Origin of the sequence: Streptococcus sp. 1559 (assembly GCF_013276735.1) — a bacterium.
Taxonomy (GTDB): Bacteria; Bacillota; Bacilli; order Lactobacillales; family Streptococcaceae; genus Streptococcus; species Streptococcus pseudopneumoniae.
Genome location: NZ_VMLO01000027.1, coordinates 1 through 25,907, shown reverse-complemented (window position 1 = coordinate 25,907; position 25,907 = coordinate 1). Strand labels below are relative to the sequence as shown.

25 protein-coding genes, 3 pseudogenes and 1 other annotated feature are annotated in these 25,907 nt (G+C 40.4%); of the genes and pseudogenes, 26 read left to right on the top strand and 2 right to left on the bottom strand.

The features are described from left to right. Window positions 1-175: 175 nt before the first annotated feature. The 8 genes from HT688_RS04610 to HT688_RS04575 all read left to right on the top strand — a co-directional run bounded on the left by HT688_RS04610 (window position 176) and on the right by HT688_RS04575 (window position 9,810). Window positions 176-1,150, top strand: a complete 975-nt coding sequence (locus HT688_RS04610; RefSeq protein WP_000603335.1) for an Rpn family recombination-promoting nuclease/putative transposase — start codon at window positions 176-178, stop codon at window positions 1,148-1,150. A 603-nt stretch (window positions 1,151-1,753) separates the two neighbouring features. Further along, the gene (locus HT688_RS04605; protein ID WP_000998387.1) at window positions 1,754-2,353 is read left to right on the top strand and encodes a DUF6088 family protein; all 600 of its coding nucleotides are present in this window, start codon (window positions 1,754-1,756) and stop codon (window positions 2,351-2,353) included. A 234-nt stretch (window positions 2,354-2,587) separates the two neighbouring features. Beyond that, complete coding sequence (pgdA, locus tag HT688_RS04600) at window positions 2,588-3,979, top strand: peptidoglycan-N-acetylglucosamine deacetylase PgdA (RefSeq protein WP_044814436.1); 1,392 nt, start codon at window positions 2,588-2,590, stop codon at window positions 3,977-3,979. Between the two features lie 120 nt (window positions 3,980-4,099). Continuing rightward, on the top strand, window positions 4,100-4,942 hold the full coding sequence (locus tag HT688_RS04595) for an aldo/keto reductase (RefSeq protein ID WP_050223292.1): 843 nt from the start codon (window positions 4,100-4,102) through the stop codon (window positions 4,940-4,942). Between the two features lie 272 nt (window positions 4,943-5,214). Beyond that, window positions 5,215-5,976 (top strand): elongation factor Tu, encoded by a 762-nt coding sequence (locus HT688_RS04590; RefSeq protein ID WP_050223293.1) that lies wholly within the window; start codon window positions 5,215-5,217, stop codon window positions 5,974-5,976. Window positions 5,977-6,344: 368 nt separating this feature from the next. Next, on the top strand, window positions 6,345-7,262 hold the full coding sequence (gene glyQ / locus HT688_RS04585; RefSeq protein WP_172923591.1) for a glycine--tRNA ligase subunit alpha: 918 nt from the start codon (window positions 6,345-6,347) through the stop codon (window positions 7,260-7,262). Between the two features lie 211 nt (window positions 7,263-7,473). Beyond that, window positions 7,474-9,510, top strand: a complete 2,037-nt coding sequence (gene glyS, locus HT688_RS04580) for a glycine--tRNA ligase subunit beta (RefSeq protein ID WP_000164732.1) — start codon at window positions 7,474-7,476, stop codon at window positions 9,508-9,510. 42 nt (window positions 9,511-9,552) lie between these two features. Further along, complete coding sequence (locus HT688_RS04575) at window positions 9,553-9,810, top strand: DUF896 family protein (protein WP_000371298.1); 258 nt, start codon at window positions 9,553-9,555, stop codon at window positions 9,808-9,810. Between the two features lie 99 nt (window positions 9,811-9,909). Here HT688_RS04575 and HT688_RS04570 read toward each other — a convergent pair. Next, window positions 9,910-10,119, bottom strand: a pseudogene (locus HT688_RS04570) (FAD:protein FMN transferase); the annotation flags it as partial. 37 nt (window positions 10,120-10,156) lie between these two features. Between HT688_RS04570 and HT688_RS04565 the strand changes: the two are divergent. The 11 genes from HT688_RS04565 to HT688_RS04515 all read left to right on the top strand — a co-directional run bounded on the left by HT688_RS04565 (window position 10,157) and on the right by HT688_RS04515 (window position 19,126). After that, a protein-coding gene (locus HT688_RS04565; RefSeq protein ID WP_138702807.1) for an IS5 family transposase occupies window positions 10,157-10,959 on the top strand; the annotation gives its coding sequence in 2 pieces (ribosomal slippage) (window positions 10,157-10,613 and window positions 10,613-10,959; 804 coding nt in all). A 145-nt stretch (window positions 10,960-11,104) separates the two neighbouring features. Then, a complete protein-coding gene (locus tag HT688_RS11705) occupies window positions 11,105-11,323 on the top strand; it encodes a hypothetical protein (protein WP_033605204.1) in 219 nt (72 codons plus the stop codon). A gap of 32 nt (window positions 11,324-11,355) precedes the next feature. Continuing rightward, window positions 11,356-11,943 (top strand): ABC transporter ATP-binding protein, encoded by a 588-nt coding sequence (locus tag HT688_RS04555; RefSeq protein ID WP_023936431.1) that lies wholly within the window; start codon window positions 11,356-11,358, stop codon window positions 11,941-11,943. Between the two features lie 3 nt (window positions 11,944-11,946). Beyond that, entirely contained in the window at window positions 11,947-13,131 is a 1,185-nt protein-coding gene (locus tag HT688_RS04550) for a hypothetical protein (protein WP_050223296.1), read from the top strand. Window positions 13,132-13,294: 163 nt separating this feature from the next. Continuing rightward, window positions 13,295-13,426: a sequence feature (ribosomal protein L20 leader region), on the top strand. Window positions 13,427-13,441: 15 nt separating this feature from the next. Continuing rightward, window positions 13,442-13,972 carry a translation initiation factor IF-3 gene (infC, locus tag HT688_RS04545; protein WP_000848180.1) on the top strand — a complete coding sequence of 177 codons (531 nt, stop codon included), beginning with the start codon at window positions 13,442-13,444 and terminating at the stop codon, window positions 13,970-13,972. Between the two features lie 32 nt (window positions 13,973-14,004). Continuing rightward, the gene (gene rpmI, locus HT688_RS04540; protein WP_001125943.1) at window positions 14,005-14,205 is read left to right on the top strand and encodes a 50S ribosomal protein L35; all 201 of its coding nucleotides are present in this window, start codon (window positions 14,005-14,007) and stop codon (window positions 14,203-14,205) included. 51 nt (window positions 14,206-14,256) lie between these two features. Then, the gene (rplT, locus tag HT688_RS04535) at window positions 14,257-14,616 is read left to right on the top strand and encodes a 50S ribosomal protein L20 (RefSeq protein WP_000124834.1); all 360 of its coding nucleotides are present in this window, start codon (window positions 14,257-14,259) and stop codon (window positions 14,614-14,616) included. Window positions 14,617-14,673: 57 nt separating this feature from the next. Next, the gene (gloA, locus tag HT688_RS04530; protein ID WP_000157159.1) at window positions 14,674-15,054 is read left to right on the top strand and encodes a lactoylglutathione lyase; all 381 of its coding nucleotides are present in this window, start codon (window positions 14,674-14,676) and stop codon (window positions 15,052-15,054) included. Between the two features lie 247 nt (window positions 15,055-15,301). Continuing rightward, complete coding sequence (locus HT688_RS04525) at window positions 15,302-16,102, top strand: dihydroorotate dehydrogenase electron transfer subunit (protein ID WP_023936428.1); 801 nt, start codon at window positions 15,302-15,304, stop codon at window positions 16,100-16,102. Then, a complete protein-coding gene (locus tag HT688_RS04520) occupies window positions 16,065-17,051 on the top strand; it encodes a dihydroorotate dehydrogenase (protein WP_166736489.1) in 987 nt (328 codons plus the stop codon). Before HT688_RS04525 ends, HT688_RS04520 begins: the two co-directional genes overlap by 38 nt. A 41-nt stretch (window positions 17,052-17,092) precedes the next feature. Next, window positions 17,093-19,126, top strand: a complete 2,034-nt coding sequence (locus HT688_RS04515) for a glucosaminidase domain-containing protein (protein WP_079230772.1) — start codon at window positions 17,093-17,095, stop codon at window positions 19,124-19,126. A 55-nt stretch (window positions 19,127-19,181) separates the two neighbouring features. Here HT688_RS04515 and pavA read toward each other — a convergent pair whose 3' ends face one another. Beyond that, a complete protein-coding gene (gene pavA / locus HT688_RS04510; protein ID WP_050223298.1) occupies window positions 19,182-20,837 on the bottom strand; it encodes an Rqc2 family fibronectin-binding protein PavA in 1,656 nt (551 codons plus the stop codon). Between the two features lie 104 nt (window positions 20,838-20,941). On the opposite strand from pavA, the gene ybeY reads away from it, so the two are divergent. The 7 genes and pseudogenes from ybeY to HT688_RS04475 all read left to right on the top strand — a co-directional run. Next, on the top strand, window positions 20,942-21,439 hold the full coding sequence (gene ybeY, locus HT688_RS04505) for an rRNA maturation RNase YbeY (RefSeq protein ID WP_000275156.1): 498 nt from the start codon (window positions 20,942-20,944) through the stop codon (window positions 21,437-21,439). Next, complete coding sequence (locus tag HT688_RS04500) at window positions 21,420-21,815, top strand: diacylglycerol kinase family protein (protein WP_023939135.1); 396 nt, start codon at window positions 21,420-21,422, stop codon at window positions 21,813-21,815. The genes ybeY and HT688_RS04500 overlap by 20 nt, the downstream gene beginning before the upstream one ends. A gap of 16 nt (window positions 21,816-21,831) precedes the next feature. Further along, window positions 21,832-22,731, top strand: a complete 900-nt coding sequence (gene era / locus HT688_RS04495) for a GTPase Era (RefSeq protein WP_000143269.1) — start codon at window positions 21,832-21,834, stop codon at window positions 22,729-22,731. A gap of 48 nt (window positions 22,732-22,779) precedes the next feature. Beyond that, entirely contained in the window at window positions 22,780-23,604 is an 825-nt protein-coding gene (gene mutM, locus HT688_RS04490; RefSeq protein ID WP_050223299.1) for a DNA-formamidopyrimidine glycosylase, read from the top strand. Continuing rightward, complete coding sequence (gene coaE / locus HT688_RS04485; protein WP_050971507.1) at window positions 23,604-24,209, top strand: dephospho-CoA kinase; 606 nt, start codon at window positions 23,604-23,606, stop codon at window positions 24,207-24,209. Before mutM ends, coaE begins: the two co-directional genes overlap by 1 nt. Next, window positions 24,196-25,366, top strand: a pseudogene (gene pmrA, locus HT688_RS04480) (multidrug efflux MFS transporter PmrA); the annotation flags it as partial. The gene coaE and the pseudogene pmrA, both read left to right, overlap by 14 nt. A 36-nt stretch (window positions 25,367-25,402) precedes the next feature. After that, window positions 25,403-25,907: pseudogene (locus HT688_RS04475) on the top strand (transposase family protein); the annotation flags it as partial.

The window sequence follows — 25,907 nt, the reverse complement described above, 5'->3', positions numbered from 1 at the left end:
TGATAAAGTCGGGATTATAACATAGATAGACGGGACTATCCAACAGAGGGGAAAAATTTCAAATAAGCGATTAGCTTTCTTCTGAAGAAAAGCTTTCTTTTACGAATAAATAGATAGAAGCATCAAATCTAGCAAATTAGATTAAAAAATGTGCTATAATAGAAGGAGGAGAAGGATGATTCTAAGACATCCGGGCATTAGCCCGACCAACGACTTGGTTGCTAAGAAAATTTTTAGCAATCCAGAAATCACTTGTCAATTTATTCGCGATATGCTGGACTTGCCAGCAAAAAATGTGACGATTTTGGAGGGAAGTAACATTCACGTCTTGCCTTCCCTGCCCTACTCGGCGCAGGATTTCTATACCAGTATAGACGTCTTGGCGGAGTTGGATAATGGCACTCAAGTAATCATTGAAATCCAAGTCCATCATCAGAATTTTTTCATCAATCGTTTATGGGCTTACCTGTGCAGTCAGGTCAATCAAAATCTTGAAAAAATTCGCCAGCAAGAAGGCAATACTCACCAGAGCTACAAACACATCGCACCAGTATACGCTATTGCAATTGTGGATAGTAATTATTTTCAAGATGATTTGGCTTTCCACAGTTTTAGCATGCGAGAGGACACGACAGGTGAGGTCTTAACCATCACAAATAACGGTCAGGAAAACCATCTGGTTAAGATGGCTTTCTTGGAACTAAAAAAATACAGAGAAACCAGCAAAGACAAGGTTCGTAAACCATGGTTAGAGTTTTTCGGGAATAAACCCTTTACCCAGCAGCCCGAGCGAGCCATCAGCCAAGCAGATCAACTGCTGGACTACAAGAGTTGGTCCGAGGAGGATAAGAAAATGTTTAGTGAACAACGCAGGCGAGAAGAACAAGCCATGTTAGCACAGGACTATGCCTTAGAAACTGCTAGGGCGGAAGGGATTGAACAAGGACTGGAGCGCGGTCTTGAACGTGGGCGAGCTGAGGGCATTGAACAGGGAATTGAACGTGGACGAGCTGAAGGCATCGAACAGGGATTAAAAGTAAGTTTAGCAAATCTAGTTCGTCAAGGTCTTCTAACACCTGAGGTTGCGAGTGAGCAATTAGGCATGACTGTGGCTGAGTTTGAAGAACTATTGAAAGAGCATCATAAATAAGACCTAAAAAATACAGAGAAACCAGCAAAGACGAGGTTCGCAAGCCGTGGTTGGAGTTTTTTGGCAACAAGCCCTTTACCGAGCGAGTCATCAGCCAAGTAGACCAACTGCTGGATTAAAAATTAGGAAATATCGTGTAGAAAATAGTAACAGATTTTATCTCTTTGTGGGATGAAGTCTGTTTTTTTGTATGATGGGCAGGTCCTACATCTGAGTGGCAAGTTCTCCGTAGGTATCCGCTATTGGTTAATGCATAGCATATCTGAATGAAATAAGAACTAAACAAATCAGTCAGGAAAGTCAAAGTAATTTCTATTATAGTAGATTGAAACTAGAATAGTGCGCCTCTACTTCTAAAACATTGTTAGAAATCGATTTGACTGTCCTGATCGAATCGTCCTATTCTTATTTCATTTTACAATATAAAAGAAATAAATACGGCTGACTATCCTGATTTTTATAATCAAGCGATTACTGAAATAAGAAATGGGATAAAATAGATAGAGATGTTACATAAGAAATTGTAAGAGGTCTGTTCCCTCTTGATAAAATGACTCTCGCACCCAAAATAGCATCATATTCGGTGCAAAGGAGGTGCGATAGATGAACGATAAGCAGGAAATAGTAAACAGGATAGAAAATTTTGAATCGAATCAAGTTTTTATAGCAAATGATTTCTTTGAAATTGTAGGATATGAAACTGTTCGTAGTACATTAAATCGTCTTGTAAAAGACAAAAAGGTTACTCGCATTTTGAAAGGTATTTATTATAAACCAAAATATATAGAACTGATTGGAGAGTATGCAATGGCCTCTGTGGATGAAGTTGCTGATGCTATTGCTAGAAAATATAATTGGACCATTGCTCCATCGGGAAACACAGCCCTTAATTTACTTGGTCTATCTACGCAGGTACCAGCAAAATGGATCTATATATCAGATGGAAGATATGCCAGTTTTAATGTTGGTAAGGCAAGAATAGAATTTAAGCATAGAAATAATGGAGATATTTCAAATATGTCAACCTTAACTGCAATGGTGATACAATCTGTCAAGGCAATGGGGAAAGAGAACATTACTTCTCAGCAGATTGACTACTTACGGAAAAAATTATCTGAAGAAGAAAAGTCAACATTACTAGCTGAAGGTAAAACTACAAGTGTCTGGGTATATAGTATTATCAAGAAAATATCAGAGGTATAGGGATGTTTGAGGATAAATCGACTGGGAAAAATAAATCAATTTCTCAGAATGTTTTTAGAAGTGACGGTGTCTATTCTAGCTTCAATCTACTAGAAATTCCATAGATAGAAAACTAGATGGTTCCTATAGATAGGGCTGATCTAGTTGATGTGAGATGCTTTGGCTTGCTAGAGGAATTGTGGATTGCCAAACTGTATCATTGAAATTATTGCTTAAATTTGTTATGATATAAATATGAATAAAAGTAGACTGGGACGTGGCAGACACGGGAAAAAGAGACATATATTATTGGCTTTGATTGGTATTTTAGCAATTTCTATTTGCCTATTAGGCGGATTTATTGTTTTTAAAATGTATCAGCAAAAAAGCTTTGAGCAAAAGATTGAATCGCTCAAAAAAGAGAAAGACGATCAATTGAGTGAGGGAAATCAGAAGGAGCATTTTCGTAAGGGACAAACCGAAGTGATTACCTATTATCCTCTCCAAGGGGAGCAAGTGATTTCGTCTGTTAAGGAGCTGATAAATCAAGATATTAAGGACAAGCTAGAAAGTAAGGACAATCTTGTTTTCTACTATACAGAGCAAGAAGAGTCAGGTTTAAAGGGAGTCGTCAATCGTAATGCGACGAAACAAATCTATGATTTAGTTGATTTTAAGGTTGAAGAGACTGAAAAGACCAGCCTAGGAAAGGTTCACTTAACAGAAGATGGGCAACCTTTTACACTTGACCAACTGTTTTCAGATGCTAGTAAGGCCAAGGAACAGCTGATAAAAGAATTGACTTCCTTCTTACAGGATAAGAAATTGGAGCAAGACCAGAGTGATCAGATTGTTAAAGGTTTCTCCGACCAAGACTTGTCTGCATGGAATTTTGATTACAAGGATAGTCAGATCATCCTTTATCCAAGTCCTGTGGTTGAAAATTTAGAAGAGATAGCCTTGCCAGTATCTGCTTTCTTTGATGTTATCCAATCTTCGTACTTACTTGAAAAAGACGCAGCCTTGTACCAGTCTTACTTTGATAAGAAACATCAAAAAGTTGTCGCTCTAACCTTTGATGATGGTCCAAATCCAGCAACGACTCCGCAGGCATTAGAGACTCTAGCTAAATATGGTGTTAAAGCCACTTTCTTTGTACTTGGGAAAAACGTTTCTGGGAATGAGGACTTGGTGAAAAGGATAAAATCCGAAGGTCATGTTGTTGGAAACCATAGTTGGAGCCATCCGATTCTCTCGCAACTTTCTCTTGATGAAGCTAAAAAGCAGATTACTGATACTGAGGATGTGCTAACTAAAGTACTGGGTTCTAGTTCAAAACTCATGCGCCCGCCTTATGGAGCCATTACAGACGACATTCGCAATAGCCTCGATTTGAGCTTTATCATGTGGGATGTGGATAGTCTGGACTGGAAGAGTAAAAATGAAACAGCTATTTTGACGGAAATTCAGCATCAAGTAGCTAACGGCTCTATCGTTCTGATGCATGATATTCACAGTCCGACAGTCAATGCCTTGCCAAGGGTCATTGAGTATTTGAAAAATCAAGGGTACACCTTTGTGACCATACCAGAGATGCTCAATACTCGCCTAAAAGCTCATGAGCTGTATTATAGTCGTGATGAATAAGCAACAAAAATGGGTCTGTCAGATATGTGATAGACTTATTTTTTACAGAAGAGAAGATAGTACTAATTAGTAAAAAATATTTTATGCTATAATTGATGAATAAGAGAGAAGGAGGAGTATATGAATACTTATCAATTAAATAATGGAGTAGAAATTCCAGTTCTGGGATTTGGTACCTGGAAAGCTGAAAATGGAGAGATTGCCTATCAAGCTGTACTAGAGGCTTTAAAGGCAGGCTATCGCCATATCGATACGGCAGCTATTTATAAAAATGAAGAAAGCGTTGGTCGTGCCATTCAAGATAGTGGTATTCCGAGGGAGGAAATTTTTGTAACCAGCAAACTCTGGAATAGAAATCACAACTATGAGCAAGCTCGTCAGGCTTTTGAAGAGTCTTTAGAGAAGCTGGGCTTGGAATATTTGGATTTGTATTTGATTCATTGGCCAAATCCAAAACCGCTCAGAGAAAATGACCAATGGAAAATCCGAAATTCAGAAGTCTGGAGAGCGATGGAGGAGCTTTATCAAGAAGGCAAAATCCGTGCTATCGGGGTTAGTAATTTCCTTCCCCATCATTTGGATGCCTTGCTTGCAACAGCAAAAATTCTTCCAGCGGTCAATCAAGTTCGCTTGGCGCCAGGTGTCTATCAAGAGGATGTCGTAGATTACTGTCGAGAAAAAGGAATTTTATTGGAAGCTTGGGGACCTTTTGGTCAGGGAGAACTATTTGATAGCAAGGAAGTGCAAGAAATCGCAGCAAATCATGGAAAGTCTGTTGCTCAGATAGCCTTGGCCTGGAGCTTGGCAGAAAGATTTTTACCACTTCCAAAATCTGTCACAGCCTCTCGTATTCAGGCTAATCTTGATTGCTTTGGAATTGAACTGAGTCAAGAGGAACGAGAAACCTTAAAAATGATAGCTGTTCAGTCTGGTGCTCCACGAGTTGATGATGTGGATTTTTAGAAAATCATAAAAAGAATTGTACATTGTTCTAATTTTTGATATAATAGTCAACAGGAAAGAAAGTCTTATGGCGTTCTTCAAGCGAGCTTGGGATAGTGGGAGCCAAGTAGGACAAGATAAAGAGCTGGCGCTTTCTGTAGAATTTTCAAAAACAATGAAGTAATAAATTAGGGTGGAACCGCGTTTCTGACGCCCCTAGGTTAAGTCAACCTAGGATTGTCGGACGCGGTTCTTTTGCTTATTCAGTCTATTGTGTGAAAGAAAGGAGAGACGTGGAAAACCTTTATCTTGTAAAGGACGATAGTCAACTAGCTGCATTTCGTGATTTTGTAGTAAGAAATACTGAAAAGTTGAAAGATTATCAATCTTTTTTAAAGAATGAACTTGCAGTTTGTGATTTACCGCAAGCCGTTATTTGGTCAAGTTTTAATGCTGCTACACAGATTATTAGGGAAAGCGCTGTTCCAGCCTATACAAATAATAGACGAATGGTTGTGACGCCTGATTTAGCTGTTTGGAAAGAGTTGTATTTGTATCAGTTGATGGACTACGAGTGTTCTCAGCAAACTCAAGCAATAGAAAGTCACTATCATTCTTTATCTGAAAATTTCCTCTTACAGATTGTAGGACATGAGTTAGCTCATTGGTCGGAGTATTTTTTAGATGATTTTGATGGTTACGACTCTTATATCTGGTTCGAAGAGGGAATGGTTGAATATATTAGTCGCAAGTATTTCTTGACAGAAGAGGAATTTCAAGCGGAAAAAATTTGTAATCAATCTCTTGTAGAACTTTTTCAGAAGAAGTATGGTTGGCATTCATTGAATGATTTTGGTTCTTCGACCTATGATAAGAACTATGCAAGTATTTTTTACGAATACTGGCGTAGTTTTTTGACAATAGATAAGTTGGTAGAAAATCTAGGTAGTGTACAAGCGGTCTTCGATTCTTATCATTTATGGGCAAATACAGATAAAACTCTTCCCTTGTTAAATTGGTTTGTTCAACAGAAATTAATTGAAAAAGAAATATAAAAACTAAAGGAGTAAACAATGTCTAAGAAATTAACATTTTACTGCGTCAGTGGCAGAGACCTCCTTACAGTCGGGCTACCCCACACTCAGCACTAGAGTGCCTGAGCTAGACGCAGTACTAACTCGTCTTGCCTCGTATGATCGACGAGGCAGACTCGTGTCGCAAGTAATTTATATAAAAAGGAGTAAACAATGTCTAAGAAATTAACATTTCACTGCGTCAGTGGCAGAAACCTCCTTACAGTCGGACTGCCCTACGCTCAGCACTAGAGTGCCTGAGCTAGACGCAGTACTAACTCGTCTTGCCTCGTATAATCGACGAGGCAGACTCGTGTCGCAAGAAATTATTTTTTATTAAGGAGTATTCAATGTCTAAGAAATTAACATTTCAAGAAATTATTTTGACTTTGCAACAATTTTGGAATGACCAAGGTTGTATGCTCATGCAGACTTATGATAATGAAAAAGGTGCGGGAACGATGAGTCCTTACACTTTCCTTCGTGCTATCGGACCTGAGCCATGGAATGCGGCTTATGTAGAGCCATCACGTCGTCCTGCTGACGGTCGTTACGGGGAAAACCCTAACCGTCTTTACCAACACCACCAATTCCAGGTGGTCATGAAGCCATCTCCATCAAACATCCAAGAACTTTACCTTGAGTCTTTGGAAAAATTGGGAATCAATCCTTTGGAGCACGATATCCGTTTTGTTGAGGACAACTGGGAAAATCCATCTACTGGTTCAGCTGGTCTTGGTTGGGAAGTTTGGCTTGATGGGATGGAAATCACTCAGTTCACTTATTTCCAACAAGTCGGTGGATTGGCAACTGGCCCTGTGACTGCGGAAGTTACCTATGGTTTGGAACGCTTGGCTTCTTACATCCAAGAAGTAGATTCTGTCTATGATATTGAGTGGGCCGATGGTGTAAAATACGGAGAAATCTTTATCCAGCCTGAGTACGAGCATTCAAAATATTCATTTGAAATTTCGGATCAAGAAATGTTGCTGGAAAACTTTGATAAGTTTGAAAAAGAGGCTGGTCGTGCCTTGGAAGAAGGCTTGGTTCACCCTGCCTATGACTATGTTCTCAAATGTTCACACACCTTTAACCTGCTTGATGCGCGTGGTGCCGTATCTGTAACAGAGCGCGCAGGCTATATCGCTCGTATCCGTAACTTGGCCCGAGTTGTAGCCAAAACCTTTGTCGCAGAACGCAAACGCCTAGGTTACCCACTTTTAGATGAAGCAACACGAGTTAAACTCTTAGCAGAAGACGCGGAATAAAGAAAGTGACAAATTACGAAAATGGGCGAACAGTGTGAGCCCTGAACCAGTTGCAGCAGTGATGAAGGTATCCTTAGTGAAACTAAGGATACTAGGCAAAATTGGAGACTTTTGGCTCCAATTTTAGCAATGAAACAACGAAGTTGGTTGCTTGCGTACCAATCACATAAGGCAAACTGGAAAATAAAAAGATATTTTTCGGAGAAAAAACATGACAAAAAACTTATTAGTAGAACTCGGTCTTGAAGAATTACCAGCCTATGTTGTCACACCAAGTGAAAAACAACTAGGCGAAAAAATGGCAGCCTTTCTCAAGGAAAACCGCTTGTCTTTTGAAGCTATTCAGACCTTCTCAACACCACGTCGTTTGGCTGTTCGTTTAACTGGTCTTGCAGACAAACAGTCTGATTTGACAGAAGATTTTAAGGGGCCAGCAAAGAAAATTGCATTGGATAGTGATGGAAACTTCACCAAAGCAGCTCAAGGATTTGTCCGTGGGAAAGGCTTGACTGTTGAAGATATCGAATTCCGTGAAATCAAGGGTGAAGAATATGTCTATGTTACCAAGGAAGAAATTGGTCAAGCAGTTGAAGCCATTGTTCCTGGTGTTGTAGATGTCTTGAAGTCCTTGACTTTCCCTGTCAGCATGCACTGGGCTAACAACACCTTTGAATACATCCGCCCTGTTCACACTTTAACTGTTCTTTTAGATGAAGAAGAGTTTGATTTGGATTTCCTTGATATCAAGGGAGGGCGTGTGAGCCGTGGCCATCGTTTCTTGGGACAAGAAACTAAGATTCAGTCAGCATTGAGCTATGAAGAAGACCTTCGTGCACAGTATGTAATTGCAGATCCACGTGAACGTGAGCAAATGATTGTTGACCAAATCAAGACAATCGAAGCTGAGCGTGGTGTAGGTATAGAGATTGACGCTGATTTGCTGAATGAAGTCTTGAACTTGGTTGAATACCCAACTGCCTTTATGGGAAGTTTTGATGCTAAATATCTTGAAGTTCCAGAAGAAGTTTTGGTGACTTCAATGAAGGAACACCAACGTTACTTTGTTGTCCGTGATCAAGACGGTAAACTATTGCCAAACTTCATTTCTGTTCGTAATGGAAATGCAGAGCATTTGGAAAATGTTATCAAAGGAAATGAAAAAGTCTTGGTCGCTCGCTTAGAAGATGGTGAATTCTTCTGGCGTGAAGATCAAAAATTGGTCATTTCAGATCTTGTTGAAAAATTAAACAATGTGACCTTCCATGAGAAGATTGGTTCCCTTCGTGAACACATGATTCGTACGGGTCAGATTGCTATTCTCTTGGCAGAAAAAGCAGGCTTGTCAGCGGATGAAACAGTTGACCTAGCCCGTGCAGCAGCAATTTACAAGTTTGACTTGTTGACAGGTATGGTTGGTGAATTTGACGAGCTCCAAGGAATTATGGGTGAGAAATATGCCCTTCTTGCTGGTGAAACTCCAGCAGTGGCAACTGCTATTCGTGAACACTACATGCCTACATCAGCTGAAGGAGAACTTCCAGAGAGCAAGGTTGGTGCAGTGCTTGCTATTGCAGATAAATTGGATACGATTTTGAGTTTCTTCTCAGTAGGTTTGATTCCATCAGGTTCTAATGACCCTTATGCCCTTCGTCGTGCGACGCAAGGTGTAGTTCGTATATTGGATGCCTTTGGTTGGCACATTGCTATGGACGAGCTGATTGATAGCCTTTATGCTTTAACATTTGACAGCTTGACTTATGAAAATAAGACAGAGGTTATGAACTTTATCAAGGCTCGTGTTGATAAGATGATGGGTTCTACTCCAAAAGACATTAAGGAAGCCGTTCTTGCAGGATCAAACTTTGTTGTGGCAGATATGTTGGAAGCAGCAAGTGCTCTCGTAGAAGCAAGCAAGGAAGAAGACTTCAAACCATCCGTTGAATCACTCTCTCGTGCCTTTAACTTGACTGAGAAGGCAGAAGGAGTAGCCACAGTTGATTCAGCTCTCTTTGAGAATGAAGAAGAGAAAACCTTGGCAGAAGCAGTAGAATCACTCGTTTTGTCAGGGACTGCCAGTCAGCAATTGAAACAGCTCTTTGCTCTTAGCCCAGTCATTGATGCATTCTTTGAGAATACCATGGTTATGGCTGAAAATGAAGCAGTCCGTCAAAATCGTTTGGCAATCTTGTCTCAATTAACCAAGAAAGCAGCTAAACTTGCACGTTTTAACCAAATCAATACCAAATAAAATCTGTTAAACGGATTAAATCTTATCATAAAGGAGAGAAACATGGATCCTAAAAAAATTGATCGTATCAATGAGCTTGCCAAAAAGAAAAAAGCAGAAGGCTTGACATCAGAAGAAAAAGTGGAACAAGCTAAACTACGTGAGGAGTACATTGAAGGTTATCGTCGCTCTGTTCGTCACCACATTGAGGGAATCAAAATTGTGGACGAAGAAGGTAATGATGTTACACCAGAAAAACTACGTCAGGTACAACGTGAAAAAGGATTACATGGTCGTAGTCTTGATGATCCAAATTCATAATATGTATTCTTTCTTTTTTAAAACTAAATGACTATAACATGAGATTTCCTTTCTCTTTTTACATAATACAATTTTAAAACTCCATTGAAACAGTTGTCTCTATAGAGTAGGAATTCCTGAAGAACAGCTTAGGTGACCTTCTTTATCGATGAGGATGGCTTCGATGCCCTCAAAACTTTCGACTTGCCAGAGGATAGAAGCATGTCTTTCTCCAAAGAGTCGAGTCGTTCAGATTTCGCCATCGACTGATTTATCAGAGATGATTGTTAGACTCGCTAGTTCCGTTTCAACAGGATATCCTGTTTGATTAGACTTCCTGCGAAACAATATATGGTAGAATAGTTCTATGAATTATGAAGCAAGTAAACAACTAACTGATGCACGATTTAAGCTCCTGGTTGGTGTTCAGCGCACGACTTTTGAAGAGATGTTAGCTGTATTAAAAACAGCTTATCAAGGTAAACACGCAAAAGGGGGACGAAAACTCAAATTAAGCCTAGAAGACCTTCTTATGGCCACTCTTCAATATGTGCGAGAATACCGCACTTATGAACAAATTGCGGCTGATTTTGGTATTCACGAAAGCAACTTAACCCATCGGAGTCAATGGGTTGAAGTAACTCTTGTTCAAAGTGGTTTTACGATTTCAAGAACTCCTCTCAGTTCTGAGGACACGGTAATGATTGATGCGACGGAAGTAAAAATCCATCGCCTTAAAAAACAATTAGCGAATGATTCTGGTAAAAAGAAATGCCGCGCTATGAAGGTTCAAGCGATTGTCACAAGTCAAGGGAGAATTGTTTTTTGGAGATCACTGTGAACTATTGTCACGATATGAAGTTGTTCAAAATGAGTCGCAGAAATATCGGACAAGCTGGTAAAATCTTGGCTGACAGTGCTTATCAAGGACTCATGAAGATATATCCTCAAGCACAAACTCCGAGGAAATCAAGTAAACTTAAGCCATTAACTCTTGAAGACAAAGCCTGTAACCATGCACTATCTAAGGAGAGCAGCAAGGTTGAGAATATTTTTGCCACAGTAAAAACGTTTAAAATGTTTTCAACAACCTATCGAAATCATCGTAAACGCTTCGGATTACGAATGAATTCGATTGCTGGCATTATCAATCATGAACTAGGATTCTAGTTTTGCAGGAAGTCTAGTAGTAAAATAAACTAAAAATCTGTTGCATAATAATGATAAAAACGATATAATGAAAGCGTCTTCGATATTGATGATATAAAATCATTAAAAATTAGCAAAAATCGTTTAATTAGTTAGTTTATAATCTATTGGTCTTCTTCAGTCCAGTGTATCTGCTAAGACCGTTCTTAAAAGTTATCGCTATGATTGGAATACCTACTATAGGTATAGTATGAATTACCACAGATATGGATATATTGTCATTCCGGAATGGTCTTCTTATTATAGCTATTCTGAGTATAAAGTTGGCGGAGGCTGGAACTACGATCGTTATGAGGTAGTAAACCATTACAAAGGAGGCTATTGATCCTTAAAGAGTGAGAAAAAGGAGGACTGGATATGTTACAGCTTACTCATGTGACCTTAAAAACGCGACAAGTCATCTTGCAAGATGCGGATTTCACCTTTAATAAAGGCAGGGTTTATGGTGTTCTCGCTATCAATGGCTCTGGAAAGACGACCCTGTTCCGCGCCATTAGCAACTTAATCCCCATAAGTAGTGGAAATATCGCAGTCTCTCCTTCTTTATTTTATTATGAGAGTGTTGAATGGCTGGATGGAAACTTAAGTGGGATGGACTATCTTCGCCTTATAAAAAGCATCTGGAAGTCAGACCTGAACTTGAGGGATGAAATCGCCTACTGGGAAATGTCTGACTATATCAGCCTTCCCATTCGCAAGTATTCCCTAGGCATGAAGCAACGCTTGGTGATTGCCATGTATTTCCTCAGTCAGGCCAAATGCTGGCTTATGGATGAAATTACAAATGGCTTAGATGAGTATTATCGACAGAAGTTTTTTGATAGGCTGGCACAAATCGATAGACAAGAGCAGCTGGTTCTTTTAAGTTCCCACTATAAGGAAGAGTTGGTTGATGTCTGCGATAGAGTAGTAACCATTCATCAGGGGCAGATAGAAGAGGTTTAGTTTATGAAAGATGTTAGTCTATTTTTATTGAAAAAAGTTTTCAAAAGTCGTTTAAACTGGATTATCTTACTTTTATTTGCATCTGTACTCGGTGTTACCTTTTATTTAAATAGTCAGACTGCAAACTCACACAGCTTGGAGAGCGAGTTGGAAACCAGTGTTGTAAAATATGAGAGAATCATCAATGAAAATGAAGTGAAGCTTTCCCAAATGTCTGACACCAGCTCGGAGGAATACCAGAGTGTTAAAAGTAATTTAGACTTGCAAAAAAATTTTTTAACGCAAAAGAAAGAAATTTTGAATTTACTAAAAGAAGGACGATGGAAAGAAGCCTATTATTTGCAGTGGCAAGATGAAGAGAAGAATTATGAAGTTATGTCAAATGAACCGACTGCTAGCTCTGACTTTAAAATGGCGGTTGACCGCCAACGAAAGATTTACCAAGCCCTGTATCCCTTGAACATAAAAGCACATACTTTGGAGTTTCCGACCCACGGGATTGACCAGATTGTCTGGATTTTAGAGGCTATCATCCCAAGCTTGTTTGTGGTTGCTATTATTTTTATGCTAACGCAACTATTTGCAGAAAGATATCAAAATCATCTGGACACAGCTCAGTTATATCCTTTTTCAAAAGTGACATTTGCTTTATCCTCTCTTGGAGTTGGAGTGGGCTATGTAACTGTGCTGTTTATCGGAATCTGTGGATTTTCTTTTCTAGCGGGAAGTCTGATAAGTGGTTTTGGACAGTTAGATTATCCCTACCCAATTTATAGCTTAGCGAATCAAGAGGTAACTATTGGAAAGATACAAGATGTGTTATTTCCTGGCTTGTTCTTAGCTTTCTTAGCCTTTATCGTCATTGTGGAAGTCGTGTATTTGATTGCTTACTTTTTCAAGCAAAAAATGCCTGTCCTTTTTCTTTCACTCATTGGGATTGTTGGCTTATTGTTTGGCATCCAAACCATTCAGCCTCTTCAAAGGATTGCACATCTGATTCCCTTTACTTACTTGCGTTCAGTGGAGATTTTATCTGGAAGATTACCTAAGCAGATTGATAATGTCAATCTAAATTGGAGCATGGGGCTAGTTTTACTTCCTTACTTGATTATCCTTTTGTTAGTGGGGATTTTATTTATCGAAAGATGGGGAAATTCACGTAAAAGGGAAGTTTTTAATAGATTCTAGCTTTCCTATAGGTAGGGAAAATAAGTAAAAACTAACATAGAGAGGGAATCAACTTGATTCTCTCTTTTTGATTCGAAAACCAAACCAAAATACAAACACAAACTTTTCAAAAAATAACTTTTTATCTTGACAAGAGCTAGAAAACTTGGTATCATATAAAAGTTGAGAAAAGCAGAAGTGAGAGCTTCTCGCCTTGTGACATTAAGTTGCCTGGCCCTACGGATGAAAAGTTTCGAAGAAACGCTATCATAACGTGCGGGCTTGTATATTTACGAGTCCGCTATTGTTTTTCTCTAATAAAACAAAAGAGGTGAAAACCATAGCAAAGCAAGACTTATTCATCAATGATGAGATTCGTGTACGTGAAGTTCGCTTGATTGGTCTTGAGGGAGAACAGCTAGGCATCAAGCCACTCAGTGAAGCGCAAGCTTTGGCTGATAACGCTAATGTTGACCTAGTATTGATTCAACCCCAAGCCAAACCGCCTGTTGCAAAAATTATGGACTACGGTAAGTTCAAATTTGAGTACCAGAAGAAGCAAAAAGAACAACGTAAAAAACAAAGCGTTGTTACTGTGAAAGAAGTTCGTCTAAGTCCAACGATTGACAAGGGTGACTTTGATACAAAACTTCGCAATGCACGCAAATTCCTTGAAAAAGGAAATAAAGTTAAGGTATCTATTCGCTTTAAGGGTCGTATGATTACCCATAAAGAGATTGGTGCAAAAGTTTTAGCCGAGTTTGCTGAAGCAACTCAAGATATTGCCATCATCGAACAACGTGCTAAAATGGATGGACGTCAAATGTTCATGCAATTGGCGCCAGCGACTGACAAAAAATAATTGTCAGAAAGTTAAATAAAGGAGAAAAAATCATGCCAAAACAAAAAACACACCGCGCATCAGCTAAACGTTTCAAACGTACAGGTTCTGGTGGACTTAAACGTTTCCGTGCTTACACTTCTCACCGTTTCCACGGAAAAACTAAGAAACAACGTCGTCATCTTCGTAAAGCATCTATGGTGCATTCAGGAGATTACAAACGTATCAAAGCAATGCTTACTCGCTTGAAATAATAGCTTGACTGTAAGTAAATAATTCTAGGAAATATTTGGAGGAAATAAAACATGGCACGTGTTAAAGGTGGCGTTGTATCACGCAAACGTCGTAAACGTATTCTTAAATTAGCAAAAGGTTACTATGGAGCTAAACACATCTTGTTCCGTACTGCAAAAGAACAAGTAATGAACTCTTACTACTATGCATACCGTGATCGTCGTCAGAAAAAACGTGACTTCCGCAAATTGTGGATCACTCGTATCAACGCGGCAGCTCGTATGAACGGACTTTCATACTCACAATTGATGCATGGTTTGAAATTGGCTGAGATCGAAGTTAACCGTAAAATGCTTGCTGACTTGGCTGTTAACGATGCAGCAGCTTTCACAGCTCTTGCAGATGCAGCTAAAGCAAAACTTGGTAAATAACAACTGATGAGACTGGAAGAGGATTGTCCAGTCTTTTTAAAAATAAAGGAGAAAAATATGGCTTCAAAAATGCTACATACTTGCTTGCGAGTAGAAAATCTTGAAAAATCAATTGCATTCTATCAAGATGCTTTTGGTTTTAAAGAATTGCGTCGCAGAGATTTTCCAGATCATGCCTTCACGATTGTCTATCTAGGTCTTGAGGGTGATGACTATGAGTTGGAATTGACTTATAACTACGATCACGGCCCTTATGTGGTTGGAGATGGCTTTGCTCATATCGCCCTAAGTACACCTGATCTTGAGGTTCTTCATCAAGAGCACAGTGCAAAAGGCTATGAAGTGACTGAGCCAAATGGCCTACCAGGAACTACACCAAACTATTACTTTGTCAAAGACCCTGATGGCTACAAGGTCGAAGTCATTCGTGAAAAATAATCTCATGAGGTCAAGTAGAATGTTCCTTTTCTACTTGACTTTTTTTAGCTGAAAGAGTATACTAATAAAAATTTAACCTTTAAGGGGAGTCCAGAGAGACTCACAAGGTGTCAGATAAAAGAATAGTACAATTTTCTAGAGGAGACTTTTGAGTTTGCTCTCTTCTGTTGTACAATTTTAACTGAGGCCTTGCACTAGCAAGGTCTTTTCTTTGTCTGGTCCCCTTAAAATTTAAGGAGGAAAAGTCATGAATCCCACATGTAAGAAACGTTTGGGTGCCATTCGTTTGGAAACCATGAAGGTGGTTGCACAGGAGGAAATCGCGCCAGCAATCTTTGAACTAGTCTTAGAAGGAGAAATGGTTGAAGTCATGCGAGCAGGACAATTTCTACATCTGCGTGTGCCTGATGATGCCCATCTTTTGCGTCGTCCTATTTCAATTTCGTCTATCGATAAGGTTAAGAAGCAGTGTCATCTCATTTACCGGATTGAGGGAGCTGGGACTGCAATTTTTTCAACCTTAAGTCAGGGAGACACTCTTGATGTGATGGGGCCTCAGGGAAATGGTTTTGACTTGTCTGACCTTGATGAGCAGAATCAGGTTCTCCTTGTTGGTGGTGGGATTGGTGTTCCACCCTTGCTTGAGGTGGCCAAGGAATTGCATGAACGTGGAGTGAAAGTAGTGACAGTCCTCGGTTTTGCTAATAAGGATGCTGTTATTTTGAAAACGGAATTGGCTCAGTATGGTCAGGTCTTTGTAACGACAGATGATGGTTCTTATGGCATCAAGGGAAATGTTTCCGTTGTTATCAATGATTTAGATAGTCAGTTTGATGCTGTTTACTCGTGTGGGGCTCCAGGAATGATGAAGTATATCAATCAAACCTTTGATGATCACCCAAGAGCCTATTTATCTCTGGAATCTCGTATGGCTTGTGGGATGGGAGCTTGCTATGCCTGTGTTCTAAAAGTACCAGAAAGCGAGACGGTCAGCCAACGCGTCTGTGAAGATGGTCCTGTTTTCCGCACAGGAACAGTTGTATTATAAGGAGAAAATTATGACTACAAATCGATTACAAGTGTCTCTACCTGGTTTGGATTTGAAAAATCCGATTATTCCAGCATCAGGCTGTTTTGGCTTTGGACAAGAGTATGCCAAGTACTATGATTTAGACCTTTTAGGTTCTATTATGATCAAGGCGACAACCCTTGAACCACGTTTTGGGAATCCAACTCCAAGAGTGGCAGAGACGCCTGCTGGTATGCTCAATGCAATTGGCTTGCAAAATCCTGGTTTAGAGGTTGTTTTGGCTGAAAAGCTACCTTGGCTGGAAAGAGAATATCCAAATCTTCCTATTATTGCCAATGTAGCTGGTTTTTCAAAACAAGAGTATGCAGCTGTTTCTCATGGGATTTCCAAGGCAACTAATGTAAAAGCTATCGAGCTCAATATTTCTTGTCCCAATGTTGACCACTGTAATCATGGACTTTTGATTGGTCAAGATCCAGATTTGGCTTATGATGTGGTGAAAGCAGCTGTGGAAGCCTCAGAAGTGCCAGTTTATGTCAAATTAACCCCGAGTGTGACCGATATCGTTACTGTCGCAAAAGCTGCAGAAGATGCGGGAGCAAGTGGCTTGACCATGATCAATACTCTGGTTGGAATGCGCTTTGACCTCAAAACCAGAAAACCAATCTTGGCCAATGGAACAGGTGGAATGTCAGGTCCAGCAGTCTTTCCAGTAGCCTTCAAACTCATCCGCCAAGTAGCCCAAACAACAGACCTGCCTATCATTGGAATGGGGGGAGTGGATTCGGCTGAAGCTGCCCTAGAAATGTATCTGGCTGGGGCATCTGCTATTGGAGTTGGAACAGCTAACTTTACCAATCCTTATGCCTGCCCTGACATCATCGAAAATTTACCAAAGGTTATGGATAAATATAGTATCAGCAGTCTAGAAAATCTTCGCAAGGAAGTAAAAGAGTCTCTGAGGTAAACTGCAATCAATCTGTTCTTGATTTTTTATTAGTTTGTAATATGAATTTAGGAGAATTTTGGTACAATAAAATAAATAAGAACAGAGGAAGAAGGTTAATGAAAAAAGTAAGATTTATTTTTTTAGCTCTGCTATTTTTCTTAGCTAGTCCAGAGGGTGCAATGGCTAGTGATGGTACTTGGCAAGGAAAACAGTATCTGAAAGCAGACGGCAGTCAAGCAGCGAATGAGTGGATTTTTGATGCTCACTATCAATCTTGGTTCTATATAAAAGAAGATGCCAACTATGTTGAAAATGAATGGCTAAAGCAAGGTGACGACTATTTTTACCTCAAATCTGGTGGCTATATGGCCAAATCAGAATGGATAGAAGACAAGGGAGCCTTCTATTATCTTGACCAAAATGGAAAGATGAAAAGAAATGCTTGGCTAGGAGCTTCCTATGTCGGTGCAACAGGTGCCAAAGTAATAGAAGACTGGGTATTTGATTCTCAATACGATGCTTGGTTTTATATCAAATCAGATGGACAACACGCAGAGAAAGAATGGCTTCAAATTAAGGGCAAGGACTATTATTTCAAATCTGGTGGTTATTTGCTAACAAGTCAGTGGATTGAGCAGGCTTATGTGAATGCCAGTGGTGCCAAAGTGCAGCAAGGTTGGCTTTTTGACAAACAATACCAATCTTGGTTTTACATCAAAGAAAATGGAAATCATGCTGACAAAGAATGGATTTTCGAAAATGGTCACTATTATTATTTCAAATCTGGTGGCTATATGGCAGCAAATGAATGGATTTGGGATAAGAAATCTTGGTTTTACCTCAAGTCTGATGGGAAAATAGCTGAAAAAGAATGGGTCTACGATTCTCATAGTCAAGCTTGGTACTACTTCAAATCCGGTGGCTACATGGCAGCCAATGAATGGATTTGGGATAAGGAATCTTGGTTTTATCTCAAATCTGATGGGAAAATAGCTGAAAAAGAATGGGTCTACGATTCTCATAGTCAAGCTTGGTACTACTTCAAATCCGGTGGCTACATGGCAGCCAATGAATGGATTTGGGATAAGGAGTCATGGTTTTACCTCAAGTCTGATGGCAAAATGGCTAAAAAAGAATGGGTCTACGATTCTAAAAGTCAAGCCTGGTACTACTTCAAATCCGGTGGCTACATGGCGAAAAATGAGACAGTAGATGGTTATCAGCTTGGAAGCGATGGTAAATGGCGTGGAGAAAAAGCTACAAATGAAAATGCTGCTTATTATCAAGTAGTACCAGTCACAGCAAATATCTATAATGCAGATGGTGAAAAGCTCTCCTATATATCGCAAGCTAGTGTTGTTTGGCTAGATAAGGATAGAAAAAGTGATGACAAGCGCCTGGCTATTACTATTTCTGGTTTGTCAGGCTATATGAAAACAGAAGATTTACAAGCGCTAGATGCTAGTAAGGACTTTATCCCTTATTATGAGAGTGATGGCCACCGTTTTTATCACTATGTGGCTCAGAATGCTAGTATCCCAGTAGCTTCTCATCTTTCTGATATGGAAGTAGGCAAGAAATATTATTCGGCAGATGGCCTGCATTTTGATGGTTTTAAGCTTGAAAATCCTTTCCTTTTCAAAGACTTGACAGAGGCTACAAACTATAGTGCTGAGGATTTGGATAAGGTATTTAGTTTGCTAAACATTAACAATAGCCTCTTGGAAAATAAGGGAGCTACCTTTAAGGAAGCCGAAGAACATTACCATATCAATGCCCTCTATCTCCTTGCCCATAGTGCTTTAGAAAGTGATTGGGGACGAAGTAAGATTGCCAAAGATAAGAATAATTTCTTTGGAATTACAGCCTATGATACGACCCCTTACCTTTCTGCCAAGACATTTGACGATGTGGATAAAGGTATTTTAGGAGCAACCAAGTGGATTAAGGAAAATTATATCGATAGGGGCAGAACTTTCCTTGGAAACAAGGCATCTGGTATGAATGTGGAATATGCCTCAGACCCTTATTGGGGCGAAAAAATTGCTAGTGTGATGATGAAAATCAATGAGAAATTAGGTGGCAAAGATTAGTCCTATAATTGGATATGATTTGAGTATAAGTTAAAAATCCTGATTTCAAATAAAATCAGGATTTTTTCATGGATGCGATTTTTTCTGGATCTGGTGTGACACGGAGGGTCTTTTGTCCTGTGTAAGTGACAAAGCCGGGTTTTCCGCCAGTTGGTTTATTGAGTTTCTTGACTTCAATCATATCTACCTGGACCAGATTTGACAGGCGACCTTGAGAGAAGTAGGCTGCAAGTTCTGCTGCGTCTGTCTTGACTTCATCAGATGGGTCAAGATTGCCTGAGATGACAACATGGCTTCCAGGAATGTCCTTGGCATGGAACCAAAGTTCCTCCTTGCGGGCCATTTTAAAGGTTAGTTCCTCATTTTGCAGGTTATTGCGGCCAACATAGATGATGGTTTTGCCATCGCTTGCTAGATATTGTTCTGGTTTTTTACGTTTCTGGATTTTTTCTCTCTGTCTTCTACGGATAAAGCCGGTTTGAATCAATTCTTCACGGATTTCAGCGATTTCTTCCAGTCCAGCTTGGTTGAGGACAGTTTCGACACTTTCCAGATAGAGAATGGTTGCCTTGGTTTCCTCAATCAGATCAGTCAAGTATTTGACAGCTTCTTTGAGTTTCTGGTACCGTTTAAAATAGCGTTGGGCATTCTGGTTGGGAGTCAAGGCCTTATCAAGCGCAATGGTGATAGGTTGATTAGTGTAGTAGTTGTCTAGGATAACCTGGTCTTGGTCGTTAGGCACTTGGTGGAGGAAGGTTGTCAGCAATTCTCCTTTTTGGCGAAATTCTTCAGCATTGTCTGTCGCCAGTAACTCTTTTTCCTGTTTTTTCAGCTTATGTCGATTTTTCTGCAGTTCGTTTTCAACACGGCGAATGAGTTCACTGGCTTGCTGTTTGACACGGTCTCGCTCAGCCTTGTCCTTATAGTAGGTGTCCAACAAATCAGAAAGACTGGAAAAAGGCTCTCCCACTTGATTTTCAAAAGGAACTGGACTGAAAGAAGTCTCAGTCAAGCATGGTTTGGTTTCTTGATGGAAAAAGTTTCGGAAAGTGGAAAGTTTTTCACTAACCAGTATGCTTTCCAATTTATTTGCCGTATCGCGTCCCAGACCTTGAAAGAGGCTTTGAAGATTTTTAGCTGTCGTTTCCTGTGTTTGCAGGATTTCAAAGAGTTTCTCGTCCTTGATTGTAAAAGGATTGAGAGATTCCGTACTTGGCGGAGCGATGTAGGTCGACCCAGGAAGCAAGGTACGGTAGCTATTTTGTGAAAAGCCAACGTGTTTGATAACTTCGAGGATTTTATGACTGCTTTTATCGACCAGTAGAATATTACTGTGTTTCCCCATAATTTCGATAATCAAGGTAGCCTGGATATGGTCTCCAATCTCGTTTTTATTGGAAACTGTAATTTCCACAATACGGTCATTTTCCACTTGCTCAATCGACTCAATCAGGGCCCCCTGCAAATACTTTCTCAAAATCATGATAAAGGTAGAAGGTTGGGCTGGATTTTCAAAAGTCGTTTGGGTCAGCTGAATGCGTCCAAAAACTGGATGGGCAGAAAGGAGCAGGCGATGGCTTTGGCGATTGCTGCGGATTTGCAAGACCAACTCTTGTTCAAAAGGCTGATTGATTTTCTGGATGCGACCATTCACTAATTCGCTTCGCAATTCCTCAACTATGTGGTGTAAAAAAAATCCGTCAAATGACATCGTTCTCTCCTTGTGATTGTATTCCATAGTATTATATCAAAAAGGTAGAATAAAATCATGGAAATGTGGTATAATAAAGCCAAGTAAAGAGAAACGAGAAGCACATGTATATTGAAATGGTAGATGAAACTGGTCAAGTTTCAAAAGAAATGTTGCAACAAACCCAAGAAATTTTGGAATTTGCAGCCCAAAAATTAGGAAAAGAAGACAAGGAGATGGCAGTCACTTTTGTGACCAATGAGCGTAGTCATGAACTTAATCTGGAGTACCGTGACACCGACCGTCCGACAGATGTCATCAGCCTTGAGTATAAACCAGAATTGGAAATTGCCTTTGACGAAGAGGATTTGCTTGAAAATCCAGAATTGGCAGAGATGATGTCTGAGTTTGATGCCTATATTGGGGAATTGTTCATCTCTATCGATAAGGCTCATGAGCAGGCCGAAGAATATGGTCACAGCTTTGAGCGTGAGATGGGCTTCTTGGCAGTACACGGCTTTTTACATATTAACGGCTATGATCACTACACTCCGGAAGAAGAAGCGGAGATGTTCGGTTTACAAGAAGAAATTTTGACAGCCTATGGACTCACAAGACAATAAACGAAAATGGAAAAATCGTGACTTGATATCCAGTTTAGAATTTGCTTTGACAGGTATTTTTACTGCTATCAAGGAAGAATGCAATATGCGAAAACACGCAGTGACGGCTCTAGTGGTCATCCTTGCAGGTTTTGTTTTTCAGGTGTCACGAATCGAATGGCTCTTTCTCCTATTGAGCATTTTCTTGGTAGTAGCCTTTGAGATTATCAACTCTGCTATTGAAAATGTGGTGGATTTGGCCAGTCACTATCACTTTTCCATGCTGGCTAAAAATGCCAAGGATATGGCGGCTGGCGCGGTATTAGTGGTTTCTCTTTTCGCAGCCTTAACAGGCGCATTGATTTTTCTCCCACGAATCTGGGATTTATTATTTTAAACAGTAAGAGGAAATTATGACTTTTAAATCAGGCTTTGTAGCCATTTTAGGACGTCCCAATGTTGGGAAGTCAACCTTTTTAAATCACGTTATGGGGCAAAAGATTGCCATCATGAGTGACAAGGCGCAGACAACGCGCAATAAAATCATGGGAATTTACACGACTGATAAGGAGCAAATTGTCTTTATCGACACACCAGGGATTCACAAGCCTAAAACAGCTCTCGGAGATTTCATGGTTGAGTCTGCCTACAGCACCCTTCGCGAAGTGGACACCGTTCTTTTCATGGTGCCTGCTGATGAAGCGCGTGGTAAGGGGGACGATATGATTATCGAGCGTCTCAAGGCTACCAAGGTTCCTGTGATTTTGGTGGTGAATAAAATCGATAAGGTCCATCCAGACCAGCTCTTGTCTCAGATTGATGACTTCCGTAATCAAATAGACTTTAAGGAAATTGTTCCAATCTCAGCCCTTCAGGGAAATAATGTGTCTCGTCTAGTGGATATTTTGAGTGAAAATCTGGATGAAGGTTTCCAATATTTCCCGTCTGATCAAATCACAGATCATCCAGAACGTTTCTTAGTTTCAGAAATGGTTCGCGAGAAAGTCTTGCACCTAACTCGTGAAGAGATTCCGCATTCTGTAGCAGTAGTTGTTGACTGTATGAAACGAGACGAAGAGACAGACAAGGTTCACATCCGTGCAACCATCATGGTCGAGCGCGATAGCCAAAAAGGGATTATCATCGGTAAAGGTGGCGCTATGCTTAAGAAAATCGGTAGTATGGCCCGTCGTGATATCGAACTTATGCTAGGAGACAAGGTCTTCCTAGAAACCTGGGTCAAGGTCAAGAAAAACTGGCGCGATAAAAAGCTAGATTTGGCTGACTTTGGCTATAATGAAAAAGAATACTAAGTAGAGGTGGGCTCATGCCTGCTTCTTGTTTTTACAGAAGGAGGACGTATGCCTGAATTACCTGAGGTTGAAACCGTTCGTCGTGGTTTAGAAAAATTGATTCTGGGAAAGAAGATTTCGAGTATAGAAATTCGCTATCCCAAGATGATTAAGACAGATTTGGACGAGTTTCGAAAGGAAGTGCCTGGCCAAGTTGTTGAGTCAATGGGACGTCGTGGAAAATATTTGCTGTTTTACCTAACAGACAAGGTCTTGATTTCCCATCTGCGGATGGAGGGCAAGTATTTTTACTATCCGTACCAGGTTCCTGAACGCAAGCATGCCCATGTTTTCTTTCAGTTTGAAGATGGTGGCACGCTTGTTTATGAGGATGTTCGCAAGTTTGGTACTATGGAACTCTTGGCGCCTGACCTTTTGGATGCCTACTTTATTTCTAAAAAATTAGGTCCTGAACCAAGCGAACAAGACTTTGACTTGCAGATCTTTCAAGATGCCCTAGCCAAGTCCAAAAAGCCTATCAAATCCCATCTCCTAGACCAGACCTTGGTAGCTGGACTTGGCAATATCTATGTGGATGAGGTTCTCTGGCGAGCTCAGGTTCATCCGGCAAGACCTTCCCAGACTTTGACAGCAGCAGAAACGACAGCCATTCATGACCAAACCATTGCTATTTTGGGCCAGGCCGTTGAAAAAGGTGGTTCGACCATTCGGACCTATACCAATGCCTTTGGGGAAGATGGAACCATGCAGGATTTTCATCAGGTCTATGACAAGGCTGGTCAAGAGTGTTCACGCTGTGGGACAGTGATTGAGAAAATCCAACTAGGCGGACGTGGAACCCACTTTTGTCCTCAGTGCCAAAGGAGGGGCTGATGAGAAAAATCATCGGAATCACTGGGGGAATTGCCTCTGGTAAGTCAACCGTGACAAATTTTCTAAGAAAGCAAGGCTTTCAAGTAGTGGATGCCGACGCAGCCGTCCACCAACTACAGAAACCTGGTGGTCGTCTGTTTGAAGCTCTAGTCCAGCACTTTGGTCAAAAAATTATCTTAGAAAATGGAGAACTCAATCGCCCTCTCCTAGCTAATCTCATCTTTTCAAATCCTGAAGAACAGGAATGGTCTAAGCGAATCCAAGGAAAGATTATCCGTGAGGAACTAGCTACGTTGAGAGATCAGTTTGCTCAGACAGAAGAGATTTTTTTCATGGATATCCCCTTACTTTTTGAGCAGAACTACGTCTCTTGGTTTGATGAGACTTGGTTGGTCTATGTGGACCGAGATGTCCAAGTAGAACGCTTAATGAAAAGGGACAACTTGTCCAAAGATGAAGCTGAGTCTCGTCTGGCAGCCCAGTGGCCTTTAGAGAAAAAGAAAGATTTGGCCAGCCATGTTTTAAACAACAATGGGAATCAGGACCAGCTTCTTACTCAAGTGGTCTCCCTGCTTGAGGGAGGTAAGCAAGATGACAGAGATTAACTGGAAGGATAATCTGCGCATTGCCTGGTTTGGTAATTTTCTGACAGGAGCCAGTATTTCCTTAGTTGTGCCTTTTATGCCCATCTTTGTGGAAAATCTAGGTGTTGGGAGTGAGCAAGCTGCTTTTTATGCAGGTTTAGCTATTTCTGTCTCTGCCATTTCCGCGGCGCTCTTTTCTCCTATCTGGGGAATCCTTGCTGATAAATACGGTCGAAAACCCATGATGATTCGTGCTGGTCTGGCCATGACTATCACTATGGGAGGCTTGACCTTTGTGCCAAATATTTATTGGCTAATCTTTCTTCGTTTACTGAATGGTGTATTTGCGGGTTTTGTTCCCAATTCAACGGCCTTGATAGCCAGTCAGGTTCCCAAGGAGAAATCAGGCTCTGCCTTAGGTACTTTGTCTACAGGTGTAGTTGCAGGTACTCTAACTGGTCCCTTTATTGGTGGCTTTATCGCAGAATTATTTGGCATTCGTACAGTTTTCCTACTGGTTGGTAGTTTTCTGTTTCTAGCCGCTATTTTAACTATTTGCTTTATCAAGGAAGATTTTCAACCAGTAGCCAAGGAAAAGGCCATCCCAACAAAGGAATTATTTACATCAGTTAAATATCCCTATCTCTTGGTCAACCTCTTTCTGACCAGTTTTGTTATCCAATTTTCAGCCCAATCAATCGGTCCTATCTTAGCTCTGTATGTACGCGACTTAGGGCAGACAGAGAATCTTCTTTTTGTATCTGGTTTGATTGTATCCAGTATGGGCTTTTCCAGCATGATGAGTGCAGGAGTTATGGGCAAGCTAGGTGACAAGGTGGGCAATCATCGTCTCTTGGTTGTCGCCCAGTTTTATTCAGTCATCATCTATCTTCTCTGTGCCAATTCCTCTAGTCCCCTTCAACTAGGACTCTATCGATTCCTCTTTGGCTTGGGAACCGGTGCGCTGATACCTGGGGTCAATGCCCTTCTCAGTAAGATGACACCCAAAGCTGGTATTTCGAGGGTCTTTGCCTTTAATCAGGTATTCTTTTATCTGGGAGGTGTCGTTGGTCCTATGGCAGGTTCTGCAGTAGCAGGACAATTTGGCTACCATGCAGTCTTTTATGCGACAAGCCTTTAGTTGTCTCTTTAACCTGCTTCAATTTCGAACATTATTAGACTTCCTGCGAAACAATATATGGTATAATAGTTCTATGGATTATGAAGCAAGTGAACAACTAACTGATGCACGATTTAAGCTCCTGGTTGGTGTTCAGTGCACGACTTTTGAAGAGATGTTAGCTGTATTAAAAAGAGATTATCAAGGTAAACACGCAAAAGGGGGACGAAAACCTAAACTAAGCCTAGAATACCTTCTTATGGCGACTTCAATATGTGCGAGAATATCGAACTTATGAAGAAATTGCGGCTGATCTTGGTATTCACGAAAGCAACTTAATCCGTCGGAGCCAATGGGTTGAAGTAACTCTTGTTCAAAGGTGGTGTTGCGATTTCAAGAACTCCTCTCAGTTCTGAGGACACGGTAATGATTGATGCGACGGAAGTAAAAATCAATCGTCCTAAAAAAACAATTAGCGAATGATTCTGGTAAAAAGAAATGCCACGCTATGAAGGCTCAGGCGATTGTCACAAGCCAAGGGAGAATTGTTTCTTTGGAGATCACTGTGAACTATTGTCATGATATGAAGTTGTTCAAAA

Bases quoted from the DNA above. Each gene is read 5' to 3' on its own strand.
- glyS (WP_000164732.1), top strand. From the start codon at position 7,474: ATGACAAAAAACTTATTAGTAGAACTCGGTCTTGAAGAATTACCAGCC.
- glyQ (WP_172923591.1), top strand. From the start codon at position 6,345: ATGTCTAAGAAATTAACATTTCAAGAAATTATTTTGACTTTGCAACAA.
- HT688_RS04595 (WP_050223292.1), top strand. From the start codon at position 4,100: ATGAATACTTATCAATTAAATAATGGAGTAGAAATTCCAGTTCTGGGA.
- HT688_RS04575 (WP_000371298.1), top strand. From the start codon at position 9,553: ATGGATCCTAAAAAAATTGATCGTATCAATGAGCTTGCCAAAAAGAAA.
- HT688_RS04520 (WP_166736489.1), top strand. From the start codon at position 16,065: ATGGTCCTGTTTTCCGCACAGGAACAGTTGTATTATAAGGAGAAAATT.
- pgdA (WP_044814436.1), top strand. From the start codon at position 2,588: ATGAATAAAAGTAGACTGGGACGTGGCAGACACGGGAAAAAGAGACAT.
- HT688_RS04555 (WP_023936431.1), top strand. From the start codon at position 11,356: ATGTTACAGCTTACTCATGTGACCTTAAAAACGCGACAAGTCATCTTG.
- gloA (WP_000157159.1), top strand. From the start codon at position 14,674: ATGGCTTCAAAAATGCTACATACTTGCTTGCGAGTAGAAAATCTTGAA.
- mutM (WP_050223299.1), top strand. From the start codon at position 22,780: ATGCCTGAATTACCTGAGGTTGAAACCGTTCGTCGTGGTTTAGAAAAA.
- HT688_RS04610 (WP_000603335.1), top strand. From the start codon at position 176: ATGATTCTAAGACATCCGGGCATTAGCCCGACCAACGACTTGGTTGCT.
- coaE (WP_050971507.1), top strand. From the start codon at position 23,604: ATGAGAAAAATCATCGGAATCACTGGGGGAATTGCCTCTGGTAAGTCA.
- pavA (WP_050223298.1), bottom strand. From the start codon at position 20,837: ATGTCATTTGACGGATTTTTTTTACACCACATAGTTGAGGAATTGCGA.
- rplT (WP_000124834.1), top strand. From the start codon at position 14,257: ATGGCACGTGTTAAAGGTGGCGTTGTATCACGCAAACGTCGTAAACGT.
- HT688_RS04525 (WP_023936428.1), top strand. From the start codon at position 15,302: ATGAATCCCACATGTAAGAAACGTTTGGGTGCCATTCGTTTGGAAACC.
- era (WP_000143269.1), top strand. From the start codon at position 21,832: ATGACTTTTAAATCAGGCTTTGTAGCCATTTTAGGACGTCCCAATGTT.
- HT688_RS04500 (WP_023939135.1), top strand. From the start codon at position 21,420: ATGGACTCACAAGACAATAAACGAAAATGGAAAAATCGTGACTTGATA.
- ybeY (WP_000275156.1), top strand. From the start codon at position 20,942: ATGTATATTGAAATGGTAGATGAAACTGGTCAAGTTTCAAAAGAAATG.
- rpmI (WP_001125943.1), top strand. From the start codon at position 14,005: ATGCCAAAACAAAAAACACACCGCGCATCAGCTAAACGTTTCAAACGT.
- HT688_RS04515 (WP_079230772.1), top strand. From the start codon at position 17,093: ATGAATTTAGGAGAATTTTGGTACAATAAAATAAATAAGAACAGAGGA.
- HT688_RS04605 (WP_000998387.1), top strand. From the start codon at position 1,754: ATGAACGATAAGCAGGAAATAGTAAACAGGATAGAAAATTTTGAATCG.
- HT688_RS04550 (WP_050223296.1), top strand. From the start codon at position 11,947: ATGAAAGATGTTAGTCTATTTTTATTGAAAAAAGTTTTCAAAAGTCGT.